The following is an 18,397-nucleotide window of genomic DNA, read 5'->3' as shown; positions in this document are numbered from 1 at the left end:
ATCGTTCGGAAGCCAGCATATCTGGACAAAAACTCCTACGGCTGGGAGCCGTCGCCGGTACCGTCCTCGCGGGCGGTCTTGGCGGCGGCTTTCTGCACTACTGCCTCCAGCTCATCGGCCGTCAGCAGCTCGCGGTGCAGGTGCTTGGTGCGATAGCCCGCCCTGCCCACCATGTGGGCGGACACCGGCACCGTCAACAGCTGGAAAATCCAGGCGACCACCAGCACGGGCCACACCCACCAGGTACGCATTTGCAGGCCGATGGCTGCCAGCAGCAGGAACAGCCCCAGCACCTGCGGCTTGGTGGCGGCATGCATGCGGCTCAGCAGGTCCGGGAAACGGAGCAGGCCGATCGCGGCGCCCAGGGACATAACGGCGCCCACCACCATAAAGACGGCTGACAGCAGGTCGATCCACCCGTCGAGGGCAGTGGCTTCAGGATTCAATGGGCTGTTCCCTTCGATCGGCCACAAACCTGGCAACAGTCACGGATCCGATGAAGCCGATGATGGAGATGGCCACCACGAGCATCAGGTTGTTCAGGTGCCGATTAACGGCCATGTCCACACACAGTGCCCCGCCCAGGATGGCGAGCAGGACGTCTGTGGCAAGCACCCGGTCCAGCAGCGATGGTCCGCGTGAAATCCTGATGATGGCGCCGGCGGCGGCCAGCGAGAAAATGACGGCGGTAACAACCAGGACGGTCTGCATCATGATGCTGCCTCCATACGAACGGCTTCGAGTTCTTCCCTGGTACCCATGATCCTGATCAGCCCGGCTTCGATGGACCGCACCTCCTGCCGGAGGTTCTCCACCTCCTCCGGAGAGCTGATGTTCAGCGCGTGCAGGTAGAGGGTGGAGGTGGACCGGTCCACCTCCACCACCAGCGACCCGGGAATCAGCGAAATCACGTGCCCGGTGGCCGTGACCAAAAGATCCTGGTGGCTCCGCAGGGTCACAGCCACCACAGCGTTCCTGACCCGTGGCCCACGCATTGTTGCGAGGTACAGGACCTGCGCGCTGGCAACCACTACCTTGGCCAGGAACATGAGTGCGAAGGGGACGGCGTAGAGAATATTGAAGCGGCCGCTGAGTTCCACCGGCGGCAGATAGAACAGCCTGGCTACGGCTATGGCCAGCAGCGCACCGAACAGCAGGTTTCCGGGGCTGAAGTCCTGCCACAGGGCGCCCCAGACAATGACCAGCCACACCAGGAGCGGAAGTTCCTGGCGCAGTGAGATGCGCCGGCGGCTCATTTTCCTCCTCCGGACGTGAGAACCATGGGGACCGTGGTGTCCTCGCCCAGCACGGCCTGGATGTAGGAAGACCGGTCCAGCATGTCCTCGGCGGCCTGGTCGGAGACGGTGAACAACGGACCCGCGAAAACAGTGAGCGCAACGCCGAGGACCACCAGGCCCAGGGTGGAACCCACCATGGTGCGCGGCAGGAGGGTTACGGTATTCCGCTTGGCGCCCGGGCCGGCCACTGCTGCCATCGGCGGGGCCAGCAGCACGGGATCCGGATGTTCGGCGTCGCTGGGGCTGCGCCAGAAGGCGCGGTTCCACACCCTGGCGATTGCGAGCAGTGTCAGGAGGCTGGTGACAACTCCGCCGATCACCAGCGCGTAAGCCAGCGGCGTGCCCAGTTCGATGCCGGCCTGCATCAGCCCCACCTTCCCCAGGAATCCGGAGAACGGCGGGATGCCGGCCAGGTTCATGGCGGGAACAAAGAACAGCAGCGCCAGCAAGGGCGAGAGTTTGGCGAGGCCGCCAAGGCGGTCCACGGACGAGCTGCCGCCACGGCGTTCGATCAGCCCGGTCACCAGGAAGAGGCTGGTCTGGATGGTGATGTGGTGGGCCACGTAGAAGACCGCCGCGCCCAGGCCGGCCGTAGACGACATGGCCAGGCCAAACACCATGTAGCCGATGTGGCTCACCAGTGTGAACGAGAGCAGACGTTTGATGTCATTCTGGGCCAGCGCGCCCAGGATTCCCACCACCATGGTCAGCAGTGCTGCCACCATCAGGGGTGTGTTAAGGGTGTCGCCGGGAAAGAGCAGGGTCTCGGTCCGCACCATCGCGTAAACGCCCACCTTAGTAAGCAGGCCTGCGAACACGGCAGTAACCGGCGCGGGCGCCGTGGGGTAGGAGTCCGGCAGCCAGAAGGACAGCGGGAAGACAGCCGCCTTGATGCCAAAAGCCACCAGCAGCATTACGTGCAGGAGCGTTTTGGTCCCCTGGTCCAGTTCGCCTAGCTTGACGGCAAGGTCGGCCATGTTGACGGTTCCCGTGGCACCGTAAATCATGGCGATCGAGATCAGGAACAGCACCGATGACACCACGGACACCACCACGTAGGTAACGCCCGCGCGGATCCTCGGCCCAGTGCCGCCGAGGGTCATGAGGACGTAGCTTGCCGTCAGCAGGATCTCGAAGCCCACGTAAAGGTTGAACAGGTCCCCCGAGAGGAACGCGTTGGAGACGCCGGCCACCAGGATCAAGTAGGTGGGGTGGAAGATCGAGACGGGCGCGTCCTGGTCGCCGTCGGCCATGCCCTGCCCTGTGGCGTACACCAGCACGGCGAGGCTCACGGCCGAGGACACCACCAGCATGAGCGAGGAGAACTGGTCCACCACCATCACGATGCCCCATGGCGGCAGCCAGCCGCCGATGGTCACGGCAGCCGTTCCGCCGTCCCAGACGGAGGCCAGCAGGAAACATTCCAGCAGGAGCGTGAGGGACAGCAGCGCGATGCTGACCGCCCGCTGCGCCCGTGAGTGCCGGATCAGCAGGAAGGTCAGGGCGGCGCCCAGGATGGGAAGTACGACGGCGAGCGGGGCAAAGCTTGCGATGTTCACTTTCCGCCTCCTTCCGGGCCAAGGGCCACATTTTTGGAGCCGGGTTTTTCTTCTGCGGCGGCGCTCTCAGCGGACATTTCCCGGCCGCCGGCCACCACCGTTGCCACGGGGAACTCGGAGGTCTCGGCAGGGATCTCGGCATCGTCCTCGGCGTCGAAGCTTGGCGTTTCCGCCACGCGGCGGTCTTCCACGTCATCCTGGATCTCATCCTGGCGGGCCAGCACCCACGTGCGGTAGATGATGCCGAGCATAAAGGCCGTGACGGCAAAGGAGATGACAATGGACGTCAGGATCAGCGCCTGGGGAAGGGGATCGTTGTAGTCCTGGGCCGCGATCTCCTTCGAATACAGCGGGGCAAGCCCGGCGTATCCGCCGGTCGCCAGGATCAACAGATTGGTGGCATTGGCCAGGAGCATCAGTCCCAGCAGCACCCGCGTGAGGCTGCGCTCCAAAATTAGGTAGATGCCGCAGGCATACAGGGCACCCATAACTATCAGCAGGGTCAGGTTTATGCTCATGCTTGGCCCTTTGCGGTGGTCTCTGCGGAGACGCCTTCCGGCCTCTGTTCCCGTGCCGGCGCGGCCGGCGCTGTCATGCTTGCTGCGTGCGCGTCCGCGGCAACTTCCTGCCCGTCGTCGGCCATGTCATGGGACACCGCGGCGGATCCCTTTTCAAAGTGCTCGTCGATTTCGGCTCCGAGGCTCCGCAGGACGTCCAGCACCAGGCCCACCACCACGATGTAGACACCAATGTCGAAGATGGTGGACGTGACGAACTTGATGTCTCCGAACACAGGCAGCCAGAGTTCGATGATGGCGGTCTGGAACACCTGGCCGCCCAGCAGCAAGGGCACTACGCCCGAGGCTGCGGCGACTGCCAGCCCGACCCCCAGCAGGGCGCCTGCGCTAATGGGGGTGGCCTCGCGCAGTTCGAACCGCCCGCCGGCCAGGTAGCGGATGGCCAGGGCAAGGCCTGCGGTGAGGCCACCGGCGAAGCCACCGCCCGGAAGGTTGTGGCCGGCCAGCAGGAGGTAGAGCGAGAAGATGATCATGGAGTGGAAGATCAGCCGGGTAACCACCTCGAAGATGATGGAGCGCCGTTCCGGGGCCAGGGTCCTGCCCGCCACAATCCACGCGTCCCGTGCAGACGCGGCGAACTTCCGGCTCACGGCCAGCGCAGCAGCGTCGCGGGAACCGGGGCTGGCTCCGCGGTAGCGGCCCACAGTGCCGGCGGCAACGCTGGCGGAGTTCTTGATCCGGTCGCCGCGGCCACGGACGAAGATGAGGCTTGCGACACCTGTTGCTGCCAGGGCAAGGACGGTGATTTCACCGAAGGTGTCCCAGGCCCGGATGTCCACGAGCGTGACGTTGACGATGTTCAGTCCCCCGCCGCCCTCGTACGCGAGGCGCGGAAACTCCAGCGAAACAGGGATGGCGGTCCTGGCGCCCATCGCGTAGATCGCGGCAAAAACCATGGTGACGCCGAAGCAGAGGCCAATAATGACGCGGACCACGCGGTATCTGCCGCCGGTGCGGTCCCGAAGCTCGGGCGGCAGGCTCCGCAGCGCCAGGACAAAAGCCACCAGGACGATGGTTTCCACCAGCATTTGGGTGAGGGCCAGGTCCGGGGCGGCCTGGAGGGCAAACATCAGTGCGATGCCGTAGCCGGTGACGGAAACCATGAGCACCGCCAGGAACCGTTTGTTGGCCTTGACGGCGGCCAGGGCGCCAATCACGATGCCTGCACCCACCACCAGTTGGAGCGGAGAGCCCGGATCCACAAGGTAGATCCCGTCCGGAAGCGGCTTGCCCGCCAGCAGGATGGCCGCCAGGGGCAGCACAAAGGCGACGCTGAGGATGACGGCGAGGTAGTAGTACAGCGAACCGCGCTGGGTGCGTCCGGTAATCCACACAGCCACGTCATCCAATGCCCCGATGGTGTACTGGTAGGCCTTGTCCGAGTCCACCCACGGCGGCACCAGGGACTGGGCCCGCGAAACCGCGCTGCGGCCAAAGTACATCGCCAGGCCCAGCGCGAAAGTGAGAGCCGTCAAACCCAGCGCCGGCGTGAAACCGTGCCACAGCGCAAGGTGGCCCGCCTGCTCAGCGGGCGTGCCGGCGTCGGGAGCGGACGAAGCAAACAGCGCGGCGTACGGCTGGATCCACGCGTCCACAGGGACCGGCCACAGGCCGTAGACAATGGTCAGGAGGCTGAGGATGGCCGGCGCGGCGAGGAAAGAGGGCTTGACGGCCTTGAAGGGTGTGGGCTCGACTCCCGCCTTGACCGCAAACGCACCCCACATGAAGCGTGCGCTGTACGCGAAGGTCAGTATGGATCCCAGGACCAGCCCGGCCAGGACCACCATCCCCCAGGGACCGGCGGCAGGGTCGCTTGCGTGGTGGACAAAGGCCTCCAGCACCGATTCCTTGGCCACGAAGCCCGCCAGCAGCGGCACGCCTGCCATGGACGCGGCGCCGACGCCGGCCACAATTCCCAGGGCGCGCGAGGACTTGAAGACCCCGGAAAGCTTCCGGACATCGCGGGTTCCGGACTGGTGGTCGATGATGCCCACCACCAGGAACAGGGTGGCTTTGAACAGGCCATGGGCCAACAGCATGGCCAGGCCGGCGAGGGCCGCGTCCGGCGTGCCGAGCCCCACCACCATGGTGAGGAAGCCGAGCTGGCTTACCGTGCCGTAGGCAAGGATGAGCTTGATGTCGGTCTGCCGGAGCGCCCGGTAGCCGCCCACCAGCATCGTCGCCAGTCCGAGGCCCAGCACCACCGGCTGCCAGAAGGACGTCTCGGCGAAGCCCGGGGCCAGCCGTGCAACGAGGTAAATGCCCGCTTTGACCATCGCTGCGGCATGGAGGTAGGCGCTGACCGGGGTGGGGGCCGCCATGGCTCCGGGGAGCCAGAAATGGAAGGGAACCAGCGCCGATTTGGTGATGGCACCCACCAGGATGAGGACGACGGCGGCACCCACCAAGGAGCCCGCAGGTCCGCCCATGAGCGCAGGCGCCTGCTGGAGGATGTCCGAGATGCGGTAGGTGCCGGCCGCGTAGCCAAGCATGATCAGGCCCACCAGCATCGCCAGGCCGCCCGCGGTGGTGACCATCAATGCCTGGAGTGCAGACCGCCGCGCTGCGAGCCTGGTGCGGGCGAATCCGATCAGGAGGTAGGACAGGATGGTGGTGAGTTCCCAGAAGATAAACAGCAGCAGGAGGTCGTCCGCCACCACCAGGCCAAACATGGCTCCGGCGAAGGCCAGGAGCTGGGCTCCGAAGGCGCCAAGGTCCTGGTCCTTCTTTTTGAAGTACCTTGCGCAGTAGACCAGGACCAGCGAGCCGACGCCCAGCACCAGCAGGGACATGACCCATGCCAGGGCATCCATCCGGAAGGCGAACTCAAGCTGGAGGCCCGGAATCCAGTGGACCACTTCGGCGACCGCCCCGTCCCCGGAGTAAACCGGGCGGTGCTGGAACAGCAGCCAGATAAAGGAGGCAGCGGGAACAGCCGCCAGTGCGTAGAAAGCGTTGCGGCCCCATGCCCTGAAGAGGAACGGCGCCACCACAGCCACCGTAAAGTGCACGGCAAGGACTGTGATCACTGTTATCTCCGCAACGTTAGGAATTCGATTGTCAAAAGTTGGAGCAGGCGGTTACTGGTTAGGTTCGGGAAGAGCCAGTTTATCAAGGCCCGGCCTCCCCTTCCTTCCTCCGTGTTGTATCCTGCCCCCGCATTTCCCGGCGTGACGGGCTCGACGTCCGCCGCCTGTTCGCCATCGGCGGATACGATGCATCGTATGAACAGCGCCAGCGCTCCCGGGGCAACGCAGCCGTCCTCCGAACTTGAATCCGGGAATCAGGCAACCAGCAAGGGGCGCGTACTCGCCTGGGCATCGTGGGACTGGGGCTCGGCCGCCTTCAACGCTGTGATGACCACGTTCGTCTTCACCGTGTACCTCACTTCCAACGCGTTCGGGGGCGAAGACCAGGCGTCGGCAGTCCTGGGCGGGGCACTGGCCGTTGCCGGCTTCGCCATCGCTTTGCTGGCTCCGGTCACCGGGCAACGGTCGGACGCCGGCGGCAGGCGCAAGCTGTGGCTGGGAGTCAACACGGCCGCCGTCGCCATTCTCACGGCCCTGTGCTTCTTTGTGTTCCCCCGGCCCGAGTTCCTCCTGCTGGGGGTGACCTTTATCGCCCTGGGCAACGTGTTCTTTGAGTTCGCCGGCGTCAATTACAACGCCATGCTGGCCCAGATCTCCACGCCGCGGAACATCGGAAAGGTCAGCGGCCTTGGCTGGGGCGCAGGCTACCTGGGCGGCATTGTTGCGCTGTTGATCGTCCTGCAGCTGTTCGTCCAGCCCAGCTTCGAGTGGTTCGGGTCCTCCACGGAGGACAGCCTGAACATCCGGCTCGTGGCAGTCTTCTCGGCCCTGTGGTTCTTTGTGTTCGCCCTGCCCGTGCTGTTTGCCGTGCCTGAACTGCCAAAGGCTCCGCAGGCCGGCCGCCTGGGAATCGTGGCCAGTTACGGGCTGCTGATCCGCCGGATCAAGGCGATCTATGCCACCAGTCCGCACACCATCTACTTCCTGCTGGCCAGCGCCGTTTTCCGGGATGGCCTGGCCGCGGTCTTTACATTCGGTGGAATCATCGCAGCGGGCACTTTTGGCTTCGAACTGTCTGAGGTCATTTTCTTCGCTATTTTCGGCAATGTGGTGGCCGCGGCGGGCGCCATCGTCGGTGGTTTCCTGGATGACAAAATCGGGCCCAAATCAGTGATTATTGGATCCCTGGTGGGCCTGCTCATCGCCGGCACGGTCATCCTGGTCCTTGGCAACGGCAATTATGTCTTCTTCGGCATGGACTGGCCCGGCAGCACCACCTTCTGGGTGTTCGGGCTGTTCCTTTGCTTGTTTGTGGGTCCCGCCCAGTCCTCGTCCCGGGCGTACCTGGCCCGGCTTGCCCCGCATGGCGAATCCGGCGAGCTCTTCGGGCTTTACGCCACCACGGGCCGGGCCGTCAGTTTCCTGGCGCCGGTGCTCTTTACCCTCTGCATTACACTTGCCACCCCGCTGGTGGCCCCGGGTGAAGCCCAGCGCTGGGGCATCCTGGGAATCATGGTGGTTCTCCTGGCCGGGCTCCTGGTCCTGCTGCCGGTGAAGTCACCGGACAAGGCCCCCATCGCGGTCATCCCCACGGCCTGATTTTCCCCGAACGCTGCGGCGGCACGGCATCTGCCCCGCCTTGGGCTGTGCCCGTCCAGCCGTTCCTGCCTTTCCCGCAATGTGGGCTCCCAAGGGTATTGACTCCTTCTGTTATCGATCACATACTAGTGGTGATCGATAACATGAATCCTTTCAATGACGAGGAGCACTACACATGGAGCAGGCCCCGCGCCGCCCGCGCGCAGGAATCATCGGCACGGGCGGCATAGCCCACGCCCATGCCGAAGCCCTTCAACTCGCCGGCGCAGAGCTTGTGGTCGCGGTGGATATTGATGCAGACCGGGCAGCAGCATTTGCGGAGAAAATGGGCTTCGCCCAGACGGCGCCCAGCCTGGCCGCTGCCGCTGAAGCCGGTCTGGACGTCGTCGCCGTCTGCACCCCGCCGTCATCGCACGCATCCCTGGCCCTGGAGGCACTGTCCCTGGGCCTGAACGTGGTGCTGGAGAAACCTCCGGCACTCTCGCTGCGGCAGATGCTGGAGCTGCAGGAGGCGGAACGCGCGTCCGGCAAGCACGTCAGCTGCGTCTTCCAGCACCGCTTCGGCAGCGGCGCCCGCAAGCTGGCGGCCCTGCAGGAGTCCGGTGTCCTGGGCAATGCACTCACCGGTTTCTGCAACACGCTGTGGTTCCGCAACCAGGAATACTTTGACGTTCCCTGGCGGGGCCAGTGGGACGTCGAGGGCGGCGGGCCCACCATGGGCCACGGCATCCACCAGTTCGACATGCTGCTCCACCTCTGGGGCCCGTGGCGGGAAGTCACCGCCTTTGCCGGCAGGCTGGCGCGCCGCACGGAAACCGAGGACGTGTCCACGGCAATCGTCCGTTTCGAGTCGGGCGCCCTTAGCACTGTCATCAACTCCGTCATTTCGCCGCGCGAAACTTCGCAACTCCGGTTCGACTACGAGAACGCCACCGTGGAACTCGAGCACCTCTACGGCTATGACGACTCCCACTGGCGCTTCACCCCGGCCCCCGGACAGGAGCACCTCGCCGAACTTTGGGCGGACGGTTCCGCGGTCACGCCAAGCGGTCATCCGGCCCAGTACGCACCCATCATTCACGCCATCAGCTCCGGCGCCATCCCGCCGGTCACCCTTTCAGAGGCCTACCCCACGATGGAACTCGCCGCCGCAATTTACGCTTCCGCCCTCACCGGCAAAACCGTCCGCCGCGGCGAAATCACCGAAGGGAACCCGTTCTTCGACCGCGCCGACGGCCGGCTCGAACCCTGGAAACTCGAAAAGAGCAACGCATGAGCACTGCCGCCCCCGCATCCTCCGCCACCTCTACTGCCCGCCCCTTCAGCTGGGTTGACGACGGCGCCGCCGTCGCCGTGTCCCTCGACGGCGTCCCTGTCCTGACGTACACCTACGCCGCGGACGATCCCCAGGTGGAGTCGCCCAGGCCCTATTTCCACCCTGTCCGGACGCGGACCGGCGACGTGGTGAGCGCCTACCGCCCGCACGATCACGTCTGGCACAAGGGCATCGCCTGGTCGCTGCCGCACCTGGGCCCGGACAACTTCTGGGGCGGCCCCAGCTACCGCCGGGGCCAGGACTACCAGTGGCTGCCCAACAACGGCGCCATGCGGCACGGCGAGCTTCGCCAGGCCGCGGACGACGGCGGCAGGTTCAGTTTTGCCCATACCCTGCAGTGGATTAGCCAGGCGGGGTCGCTCGTGGTTGAGGAGGAACGGTCCTTCCAGGTAATGCCGGGTAACGAAGACAGCTACACCCTGGTCTTCGATTCAGCCATGACCAACGTCTCCGGCGGGGACATCCACATCGGGTCGCCCACCACCGAGGGACGCGAAAACGCCGGTTACGGCGGACTGTTTTGGCGCGGTCCCCGCTCCTTCGCCGGCGGAGCGATCATCGGACCCGGCGGGGCTACCGGCGAGGAATTGCGTGGACAGCGGGCACCATGGCTTTCCTTCGTGGGCCAGCATGATGAAACGTGCCGCTTTTCCACGGTTGTGATGGTTGACGACCCCCACAGTGATCACCCCCAGCCCGAATGGTTTGCCCGGTCCGAGCCCTTCGCCTGCATGGGCCCGGCACCGTTCTTCAGCAAGGAAGTCCTGTTCCCGGCCGGTTCCACACTGCGGTACCGGTACGGGGTGGTGATAGCGGACGGCGAGTCAGATGCCGGCCGGGCCGAAGCACTTGCCGCCGCCGCCCGTGATGTCCTGGCAAGTGCGGCTGAGCCGCGGGCAGGCCGGGGAACGGAACGATGAGTTCATCCGCAGCGGCGCCCGGCTTTCCCGGCGGTACTGCCGTCAGTGGGCTGCGGGTCTACGACTGGGAGGCGAGTGACGGGCTGTGCGGCGGCTCCCCGCACCTGCATACCGTGTCCTCCGAGGCCTACCTGGTGACAAGCGGGACCGGCCAGGTCCACACCATCTCAATGAACGGCCCGGCCGAGCATGACCTCACTGCAGGATCCCTGCTCTGGTTCAGCCCCGGAACTGTCCACCGCCTGGTCAACACTGCGGAGCTGACGCTCAACGTCATTATGTCCAACGCAGGTTTGCCGGAGGCGGGGGATTCCGTGCTGACCTTCCCGCGGCACATCCTGCAGGACCCTGACCTTTATGCGCAGCACGCTGTCCTCCCCCCGGACGCGGATCAATCAGTGGTTTCCTCCGCCGCCCGCCGGCGGCGGGACCTGGCCCTGGAAGGATACGCCGAGCTGCATCAATCGGTCCTTCGTGACGGGCCGGAGGCCCTGGCTGAATTCCATCGCCTCGCCGCAGCGCTGGTCCGCCCGAAAGTGGAGCGCTGGAAGGAAATCTGGGCTGCGAACGTCCGCAGCCAGGTGGCGGCAACGGAGCAAGCGCTGCTGGAGCTGGAGGGCGGGTCGGCAGCTTCGATGGCGGGAGCGGCAGTGGTGCGGGCCCGGCAGCGAACTGGTGAAGGTTACGGCATGTGCGGCCAGCTGACCACGTGGGAAGATTCCAGACTGTGACACAAACCCCGGCCGAGTCCCGGCAACCCGTCCGCGCCGCCACCATCTATGAGGTGGCGCGGCTCGCCGGCGTCTCGCACCAGACGGTCTCGCGCTACATGGCGGACCGTTCGAAGCTGAAGGCGGCCACCTCCGAGAAGGTGGAACGGGCCATGGCGGAACTGAAATATTCGCCCAACCTGACGGCCCGTTCGCTTCGGACCAAGGCCACGTACAGGCTCCTGGCCCTAGTGCCCGGTGCCTCGCCGTACTTTCCGTCCCGGATGCTCAACGGGGCAGCCGACGCAGCCCATGCGGCCGGCTACCAGCTCGACGTCGTGGCCCTGGAAGGAACGGGGCCGGAGCGGACAGCGAGGCTGCGGAGGATCCTCGACGGCGGCCCGTTCGCCGGGGCCCTGTCCTTTGTGCCGATTCCGAACAGCGACCTCCTGCAGGCGCAGGAACGCATCCCCGTGGTAGTGGCCGGGGAGTATGACGACAAGATGCGCGGCCAGGGCCGGATGTCCGACGGTTCGGCAGCGCAGGCCATCGTGGCACACCTCGCCGGCCTGGGGCACCGGCGGATTGCGCACATCGCCGGACCACAGGAGTGGCCTGCCGCACGCAACCGCCTGGCCATGTACCGGCAGGCCGTCAGCGACGCAGGGCTGGAGGACGGCGGCGTCGCAGGCGCTGAGTGGAGCTCGGCCTCCGGCTACAGGGCAGCCAGGACCCTCATGGGCGATTCCTCCATCACCGCCATCTTCGCCGCCAACGACCAACTAGCTATTGGGGCCATGCGCGCCCTCCACGAACTTGGCTTTAGCGTGCCTGCGGATGTCAGCGTGGTGGGGTGGGATGACCACCCGGAGTCCGCATTCCTGGTGCCCTCGCTGACCACCGTGCAGATGGACCTGGAGGCCCAGGGAAGCAGCACAATGCACCAGCTGCTCGCTGCGCTAACCCCTGATGCCCCTGCTCCTCCGGAGCCCGGCCCTACTGCGATGCGGCTGGTCGTGCGGGAATCCTCAGGACCAGCGCCAAGCGGGTTACGGCAGACTAGGCTTGGTTCATGAACGTGGATGAGACGGATCTTCCGGGCCTCGGCCGGCGGAAGGATTTTATGACAGCATCCGGCCGCCGGATCGGCGTGGTGGAGCTGCGGGAAGGCCAGATGGAACTCATCGTGTCCACCTGGGATGATCCCGATACCTGCCAAGCCTCGATTCCCCTGACGGGAGACGAGGCTGCAGCCCTCGGAAACCTCCTGGGCGGGCAGCACCTGGCCATGAAGCTGACTGAAGAACACAAGGATGTTCCCGGCATCGTCACCCGGCAATTCTCGATCGCCCCTGACTCCCCGTTCCAGAACCAGCCCATGGGGAAGGCCTGCATCCGCACCCGCTGCGGCGTTTCGATTGTGGCCATCATGCGCGAAGGCGAGGTCCTCCCCTCGCCGGGGCCCGACGTCGTCCTCCACACCGGCGACCTGCTGGTAGCTGTCGGTACCCAGGAAGGCCTCGACTCGGCGGCCGATATCCTGCGTAACGGATAAACGCGATGGACCCGTTGGCCCTGACCCTCATCGAACTGGGGGCCGTTGTGTTCTGCCTCGGCCTCTTGGCCAGGCTGGCCGGACGGATCGGAATGTCACCCATCCCGCTCTACCTCCTGGGCGGGCTCGCTTTCGGGGCCGGCGGGATCATCAAGCTCGAAGGCATGCACGAGTTTGCCCACCTCTCCGGGGAAATCGGCGTTATCCTGCTGCTGCTTATGCTCGGACTGGAATATACGGCCGCCGAGCTTTTTACCGGCCTTCGCCGCTCCTGGCAAGCCGGCGTACTCGACCTGGTCCTGAACTTCCTCCCTGGAGCCGGCCTTGCGCTGCTGCTGGGCTGGGGCGGGGTGGGCGCCATGGTGATGGGCGGTGTCACCTATATCTCCTCGTCGGGAATCGCGGCGAAGGTCATCACGGACCTGGGCAGGCTGGGCAACCGTGAAACTCCCGTAGTGCTGTCCATCCTGGTTTTTGAAGACCTGGCGATGGCCGTCTACCTGCCCATCCTCACAGCAATGCTGGCCGGGGTGAGCTTCCTGGGCGGACTGACCACCGTGGGTGTCGCGCTGGCTGTGGTGAGCCTCGTCCTGATGATTGCGCTGCGCCACGGACACCGGGTTTCGAAGGCCGTACACAGCGAGAACTCCGAGGTATTCCTGCTGAATGTCCTGGGCGCCGCGCTGCTGGTGGCCGGTTTGGCTTCAGCCATGCAGGTGTCCGCGGCGGTGGGGGCCTTTATGCTCGGGATCGCCATCTCCGGCGCCACCGCCCACAACGCCACACGCATCCTGGAACCGTTGAGGGACCTGTTTGCCGCCATCTTCTTTGTGGCATTCGGGCTAAACACGGACCCCACGTCGATTCCGCCGGTGCTCGGCTGGGCACTCGTGCTGGCCCTCATCACCGCAGCCACCAAGATGGCAACCGGGGTCTGGGCCGCAAAGCGGGTGGGCATCGCCCGTCCCGGCCGGTTCCGTGCGGGAGCCACGCTGATAGCACGCGGCGAGTTCTCGATCGTCATCGCCGGGCTGGCCCTGGCCTCAGGGGCGATTCCAGACGAACTTGCCGCCCTCGCCACCGCCTATGTGCTGATCATGGCAGTGGTTGGTCCGCTGGCGGCACGCTACGTGGAACCGCTGGTCAAGACGGCGCTGCCGCCCGCGGGCATTGTTGCGAAAGCCTAGCCAGCGGTGCGGTAGAAGCCTAAATAGCGGTGCGGTGGAAGTTCAGGTGGCTGCGGCTGGCTGTCGGTCCGCGCTGGCCCTGGTAACGGTTGCCGTAATCGCCCTGCCCGTAGGGGTAGGCAGCCGCCGAGGTCAGCCGGAAGAAGCATAGCTGCCCGATCTTCATACCCGGCCACAGCTTGATGGGCAGCGTGGCCATGTTCGAGAGTTCCAAGGTGACGTGGCCTGAGAAGCCGGGGTCGATAAAGCCTGCGGTGGAGTGGGTCAGCAGCCCAAGCCTGCCCAGGGAAGACTTGCCTTCCAGCCGGGCAGCAATGTCATCGGGGAGCGTCACCGTCTCATAGGTGGAGCCAAGGACGAACTCGCCCGGGTGCAGGATGAAGGGTTCGTCCTGCTCCACTTCCACCAGGCGCGTGAGCTCCGGCTGTTCTTCGGCGGGATCGATGTGCGCGTACTTGTGGTTGTCGAACAGACGGAAGAACTTGTCGATGCGGACATCCACCGACGACGGCTGCACCATCGCCGGTTCGTACGGTTCCAGCACAATCCGCTGGGAGTCTATTTCGGCGCGAATGTCGCGGTCAGAGATCAGCACCGTCCCAAATTACCGTATCGGTTATCCACAGCCGCATTCTTTCGTTGTTCCTGTGTGCTGGTGGGGCTAATGTTGCCTCAGTGATTCAGGCGCCGGATGGTCTCCCGGATGGCCCAACAGAGCTGGGGATGTTGTGAATAAATTGGTCGCGCCCACTTTTATTGGCGTGCTCTGCGCATTGGCGCTGGTTTCCTCGTCCGCGGGCACCGCACCCATGCCGCTTACGGCGAGCCAGGCAGCGAGCGCGGCGGGACCGCGCAGTGTCACGCTGGGCACGGCCAGGGTGAACGACGACGGCGGCGCTTCCTCGAGCGACCCTTCGGCTGCTTCCGGGCTCACCCCCGCCGTGGAACCGGACATGCGGCCAGCATCACCGGCTGGGACCACGGGTCCGGCTGTAGCGGAGCCCGCCGTCGGAGCACCTGCCACGGAGGCCGTCACCGCACCTGCACCGGCCACCACTGCAGCCGCAGAACCAGCCCCCGAAGTCCCTTGGATCCCGCCGCTCTGGGGGCCGGACGGGGAAGCCGCCCCATCGCCCCAGCGCCTGGCGGCCCCCGAGTCCCCTGCTGCTTTGCCCTCTACGGAGGCCCTGATACAGGACAGCAATGCTGCGGCGGTCCTCACGGTGTTCAACAGGATCAATGAGTACCGGGCGTCCAAGGGCTTGAACCCGGTGAAGTACCACCCCACCGTGGCAGGACTGGCGCAGGAGTGGTCGGACAGCATCGCCTCCCGTGAAGTCATTGAGCACCGCGCCAGTTTTTGGACTGACTCCCGTGCCATGAATGCCAACAACGGCGCCGGTGAAGTCATTGCCATCCGCACGGACCGTGACGCCGCACAACTGGTGGAGTGGTGGAAGGGATCTCCTGGCCACAACGCCATGCTGCTCGATCCGCGTTTCAATGTCATGGGTGCCGGGATCTCGTACACGGACCGAACGTACAAAATCTGGGGCGTGGTGAACTTCTTTGGCTACACCACCCTTCCCGCCGGCACCGTCAATTCCCCCGGCGGCGCAGGATCAGGCCCTGCGTTCCCCCCGCCGACGCCGAGCATCTGCGACGCTCCCGGCCGGCATATGCCGCCCACTTTGGACCTCTCTGCCGCAGCCATCAAGGGGCCGGCCGACCTCGTGACAGTTGACTCGGCAGGCCAACTCCTCGCCCGCGCGGCCACCGGTGCGCGCACTTATGCAGCGGCCCGGTCCATCGGGTCAGGCTTCGCAGGCGCCAAAGACGTGTTCACTACAGACTGGGACCGGGACGGCGCGTACGATCTCCTGACGCAATGGACCAGCGGCACCCTCACCCTGCACCGCGGCATAGCCGCCGGCGGATTCCAGGTGCCGGTCACGCTCGGGAGCGGCGGCTGGGAAACGCTCACCCTTGCAGTGGGCGGCTGGTGCGCCAACAACAGGTTCCCCCAGCTTCTGGCACTGGACGGAGCCGGGAACCTTTACCTGTATCCCAATAAGGGGCTGGGAGATCTCTCCGAGCGCGCGTCGATCGGGAACATCGGCACAGCCCGGAAGTTGTCCATGGTGGATTACGACGCCGACGGGTTCCAGGACATCCTGGCGGTCCGGTCGGACGGATCCGTCCAGCTGCACCGCGGCTGGGGCACCACCGCGCTGCGCGCGGAAACCAGGCTTACCGTTGGCACCGGCTGGGGCGACGTTACGGGGATTCGGCCGCTGCGGGACGTCACCGGGCTCAACTCCACAGGGGTGGCGCTGCGCCGGGCCTCGGACGTGGTGCAGTACTGGGACCTGACCTCCGGAAGCCTCGCCTCGCCGTCGAACATTACGGGCCCGTGGGCGGGGCAGCGGCTGGCGCAGTAAGGGGCTATACGGCCGGCTGGAGCTCCAGGACGTCCTTCAGCCGCTCCAGCTGGCCAACCTCCGAGCTGAGGCTCCGCTGCATCATCGTATTGAGCAAACCGAGCCGGTTCAGGAAGGTCATCGGGTTCAGGAACCCATAGGGCCCCTCCTGCTCGGCTTCAACCGCGAACCGGACGCGCGTGCCCGACGTTTCCGTGCTCAGGTAATAGCCGCCCGACCGGCATGACGGGCCCGAAATGACGTCAAACTGGATTTCAGCCCCAGGCCGGGCCTGGGTGATTTCCAGATCGGCCGGGATGCTCAGGCCGGACCGCCCTGCGACCATCTGCCGGTACACGGCGCCCTTGGTTCCAGCGGAGCCCCGCAGCAGTTTAACGCTGCGGACGCCGTCCCGCCAGAGCGGCAGGTTGGTTGCATCGAGCAGGTAGAGGTACACAGCCATGGCATCGCGGCGGATGAGGACCTCATGCTCTGCGAATGCCATCGGGATCTTTCATGGTTGACGTCTACCTGCCGCAGCAGCTGCACCCCCCGGCCTTGCAGCTACCCGGATCAGGTTAGCCCGCACTCCCCCGCCGCCACCTAGCCAGCACCCGCGACGTTATTGAAGAGTTACTGGATGACGTCCCGGGTGTTGGGACACGGCGGCCCGCACGCCGCTTGAACGGCCCGCGGCCACATCTGCGCTAAGCTATGTTCTGCCCCTGGAACGGGGCGATGCGGCTGTAGCTCAATGGTAGAGCGCTAGCTTCCCAAGCTTGATACGCGGGTTCGATTCCCGTCAGCCGCTCCACGAGTGCAGCGGAAGAGACACCTACACGCCGGGTCCATTAGGTACCGGCGTGTATCGTCAGAGGTTAGGAACCTCTTCGGTTCCGCTACAGGAGCAATCATGGCTGACAAGTCCCCGCGTCAAGCAGCATCCAAGAAATCCGGCAAGTCCATCAAGGAAAAGCGCGCAGACAAGAAGGCCGCTTCCGCGCCGGCCAGCTCCCTGGACCTGACGTCCAGCAAGGCCGCAAAGAAGAAGTGACCGGCCTCGAGAACAAACTGACCCTGGGCGTCCTGGCGTCCACGCGAAAACCGGCCGAGCGCCGACTCCCCATCCACCCGCTGCATTTTGAGCGCATCGCGCCCGATGTTCGCCAACACATCATCCTCGAGCAAGGCTACGGCGAGCGCTTCGGCGTCTCAGACGCGCACCTTTCCACCCTGGTGGGCAGGATGGCGGGCCGGGAGGAACTGCTGGCGGAGGCCGACGTCGTACTCCTGCCGAAGCCGCAACCCGAGGATCTGGCCGAACTGCGGGACGGGCAGGTCCTCTGGGGCTGGCCGCACTGCGTGCAGGACCGCGCCATCACCCAGCAGGCTATCGACAAGAAGCTGACGCTGATCGCCTTCGAGGCCATGAACCACTGGGCAAGCGACGGCGGCTTCGGCCTGCACGTCTTCCACAAAAACAACGAACTGGCCGGGTACTGCTCGGTCCTGCACGCTCTCGCGCTGACCGGTTCAACCGGCGACTACGGGCGGCGCCTCAGCGCTGTGGTGATCGGCTTCGGCGCCACGGCCCGCGGTGCGGTGACGGCACTGAATGCCCACGGCATCCACGACGTCCAGGTACTGACCAATCGAGGAGTCGCCGCAGTAGGCGCGCCCATCCACTCGGTCAATATTGTCCAGTTCGATCACGACGACGAAGCGCCCTTCCTGAGCCAGGTCATCACCGAGCGGGGCCGGGTGCCGCTGGCGCCCTTCCTGGCCGAGAGCGACATTGTGGTCAATTGCACCCTGCAGGACCCCAACAATCCGCTGACCTACCTGCAAACAGAGGATCTTCCCGCGTTCAAGCCGGGCAGCCTGATCGTGGACGTTTCCTGCGACGAGGGAATGGGCTTCAGCTGGGCCAGGTCCACCACGTTCGCAGATCCCATGTTCACGGTGGGAGACCACATCAACTACTACGCGGTGGACCACAGCCCGTCCTATCTCTGGAACTCCTCCACGTGGGAGATCAGCCAGGCCCTGCTCCCGTTCCTGGCAACGGTCATCGACGGCCCCGAGGCGTGGGCCGGGAACGACACCATTACCCGGGCCATCGAGATCCGCGACGGCGTCATCCGCAACAAGGATGTCCTCGAGTTCCAGAAGCGGGAAGCCGCATACCCGCACCTGGCCCTGTAGC

Annotated in this window: 18 protein-coding genes and 1 tRNA gene; 11 read left to right on the top strand and 8 right to left on the bottom strand. The window is 65.4% G+C overall.

The genetic code is table 11. From position 1 onward, the window contains the following. Positions 1–35: 35 nt before the first annotated feature. From mnhG to G6R19_RS18125, 6 genes are read right to left on the bottom strand one after another with little or no spacing between them, the layout of a single operon-like run. Complete coding sequence (gene mnhG, locus G6R19_RS18150) at positions 36–446, bottom strand: monovalent cation/H(+) antiporter subunit G (protein ID WP_163167561.1); 411 nt, start codon at positions 444–446, stop codon at positions 36–38. After that, positions 436–714 carry a monovalent cation/H+ antiporter complex subunit F gene (locus G6R19_RS18145; RefSeq protein WP_163167559.1) on the bottom strand — a complete coding sequence of 93 codons (279 nt, stop codon included), beginning with the start codon at positions 712–714 and terminating at the stop codon, positions 436–438. Before G6R19_RS18145 ends, mnhG begins: the two co-directional genes overlap by 11 nt. Next, a complete protein-coding gene (locus G6R19_RS18140; protein WP_163167557.1) occupies positions 711–1,256 on the bottom strand; it encodes a Na+/H+ antiporter subunit E in 546 nt (181 codons plus the stop codon). Before G6R19_RS18140 ends, G6R19_RS18145 begins: the two co-directional genes overlap by 4 nt. Next, complete coding sequence (locus G6R19_RS18135; RefSeq protein WP_163167555.1) at positions 1,253–2,857, bottom strand: Na+/H+ antiporter subunit D; 1,605 nt, start codon at positions 2,855–2,857, stop codon at positions 1,253–1,255. The genes G6R19_RS18140 and G6R19_RS18135 overlap by 4 nt, the downstream gene beginning before the upstream one ends. Next, positions 2,854–3,375 carry a Na(+)/H(+) antiporter subunit C gene (locus G6R19_RS18130; protein WP_163167554.1) on the bottom strand — a complete coding sequence of 174 codons (522 nt, stop codon included), beginning with the start codon at positions 3,373–3,375 and terminating at the stop codon, positions 2,854–2,856. Before G6R19_RS18130 ends, G6R19_RS18135 begins: the two co-directional genes overlap by 4 nt. Further along, positions 3,372–6,464, bottom strand: a complete 3,093-nt coding sequence (locus G6R19_RS18125; protein ID WP_163167552.1) for a Na+/H+ antiporter subunit A — start codon at positions 6,462–6,464, stop codon at positions 3,372–3,374. The genes G6R19_RS18130 and G6R19_RS18125 overlap by 4 nt, the downstream gene beginning before the upstream one ends. A 195-nt stretch (positions 6,465–6,659) precedes the next feature. Here G6R19_RS18125 and G6R19_RS18120 point away from each other — a divergent pair, with 195 nt between their 5' ends. The 7 genes from G6R19_RS18120 to G6R19_RS18090 all read left to right on the top strand — a co-directional run bounded on the left by G6R19_RS18120 (position 6,660) and on the right by G6R19_RS18090 (position 13,771). Beyond that, positions 6,660–8,063: an MFS transporter gene (locus G6R19_RS18120; protein ID WP_163167550.1), complete on the top strand. Its 1,404-nt coding sequence runs from the start codon at positions 6,660–6,662 to the stop codon at positions 8,061–8,063. Positions 8,064–8,238: 175 nt separating this feature from the next. Next, positions 8,239–9,339 carry a Gfo/Idh/MocA family oxidoreductase gene (locus tag G6R19_RS18115; protein WP_163167548.1) on the top strand — a complete coding sequence of 367 codons (1,101 nt, stop codon included), beginning with the start codon at positions 8,239–8,241 and terminating at the stop codon, positions 9,337–9,339. Beyond that, the gene (locus G6R19_RS18110) at positions 9,336–10,319 is read left to right on the top strand and encodes a PmoA family protein (protein WP_163167546.1); all 984 of its coding nucleotides are present in this window, start codon (positions 9,336–9,338) and stop codon (positions 10,317–10,319) included. Before G6R19_RS18115 ends, G6R19_RS18110 begins: the two co-directional genes overlap by 4 nt. Beyond that, on the top strand, positions 10,316–11,050 hold the full coding sequence (locus G6R19_RS18105) for a cupin domain-containing protein (protein WP_163167544.1): 735 nt from the start codon (positions 10,316–10,318) through the stop codon (positions 11,048–11,050). Before G6R19_RS18110 ends, G6R19_RS18105 begins: the two co-directional genes overlap by 4 nt. Next, positions 11,047–12,105: a LacI family DNA-binding transcriptional regulator gene (locus G6R19_RS18100; RefSeq protein WP_163167542.1), complete on the top strand. Its 1,059-nt coding sequence runs from the start codon at positions 11,047–11,049 to the stop codon at positions 12,103–12,105. Before G6R19_RS18105 ends, G6R19_RS18100 begins: the two co-directional genes overlap by 4 nt. After that, entirely contained in the window at positions 12,102–12,584 is a 483-nt protein-coding gene (locus tag G6R19_RS18095; protein WP_163167540.1) for a cation:proton antiporter regulatory subunit, read from the top strand. Before G6R19_RS18100 ends, G6R19_RS18095 begins: the two co-directional genes overlap by 4 nt. A gap of 5 nt (positions 12,585–12,589) precedes the next feature. After that, positions 12,590–13,771, top strand: a complete 1,182-nt coding sequence (locus tag G6R19_RS18090; protein WP_163167538.1) for a cation:proton antiporter — start codon at positions 12,590–12,592, stop codon at positions 13,769–13,771. A gap of 19 nt (positions 13,772–13,790) precedes the next feature. On the opposite strand, the gene dcd is transcribed toward G6R19_RS18090, so the two are convergent. Beyond that, on the bottom strand, positions 13,791–14,366 hold the full coding sequence (dcd, locus tag G6R19_RS18085; protein ID WP_163167536.1) for a dCTP deaminase: 576 nt from the start codon (positions 14,364–14,366) through the stop codon (positions 13,791–13,793). A 133-nt stretch (positions 14,367–14,499) separates the two neighbouring features. On the opposite strand from dcd, the gene G6R19_RS18080 reads away from it, so the two are divergent. Beyond that, on the top strand, positions 14,500–16,212 hold the full coding sequence (locus G6R19_RS18080) for a CAP domain-containing protein (protein WP_346010090.1): 1,713 nt from the start codon (positions 14,500–14,502) through the stop codon (positions 16,210–16,212). Positions 16,213–16,216: 4 nt separating this feature from the next. Here G6R19_RS18080 and G6R19_RS18075 read toward each other — a convergent pair whose 3' ends face one another. Further along, positions 16,217–16,696, bottom strand: a complete 480-nt coding sequence (locus G6R19_RS18075; RefSeq protein ID WP_163167534.1) for a hypothetical protein — start codon at positions 16,694–16,696, stop codon at positions 16,217–16,219. Positions 16,697–16,931: 235 nt separating this feature from the next. Between G6R19_RS18075 and G6R19_RS18070 the strand changes: the two genes are divergently transcribed. The 3 genes from G6R19_RS18070 (at position 16,932) to G6R19_RS18065 (ending at position 18,396) form a co-directional block, all read left to right on the top strand. Further along, positions 16,932–17,005, top strand: a tRNA-Gly gene (locus G6R19_RS18070). 99 nt (positions 17,006–17,104) lie between these two features. Continuing rightward, positions 17,105–17,245, top strand: a complete 141-nt coding sequence (locus tag G6R19_RS20275) for a hypothetical protein (protein WP_205484577.1) — start codon at positions 17,105–17,107, stop codon at positions 17,243–17,245. Beyond that, entirely contained in the window at positions 17,242–18,396 is a 1,155-nt protein-coding gene (locus G6R19_RS18065) for a N(5)-(carboxyethyl)ornithine synthase (protein WP_163167532.1), read from the top strand. Before G6R19_RS20275 ends, G6R19_RS18065 begins: the two co-directional genes overlap by 4 nt. Position 18,397 lies beyond the last annotated feature (1 nt).

The organism is Arthrobacter sp. Alg241-R88 (assembly GCF_900537115.1).
Lineage (GTDB): Bacteria > Actinomycetota > Actinomycetes > Actinomycetales > Micrococcaceae > Arthrobacter.
The sequence above is the reverse complement of the archived record's forward strand: the minus strand, read 5'-3'. Positions and strand labels throughout refer to the sequence as shown.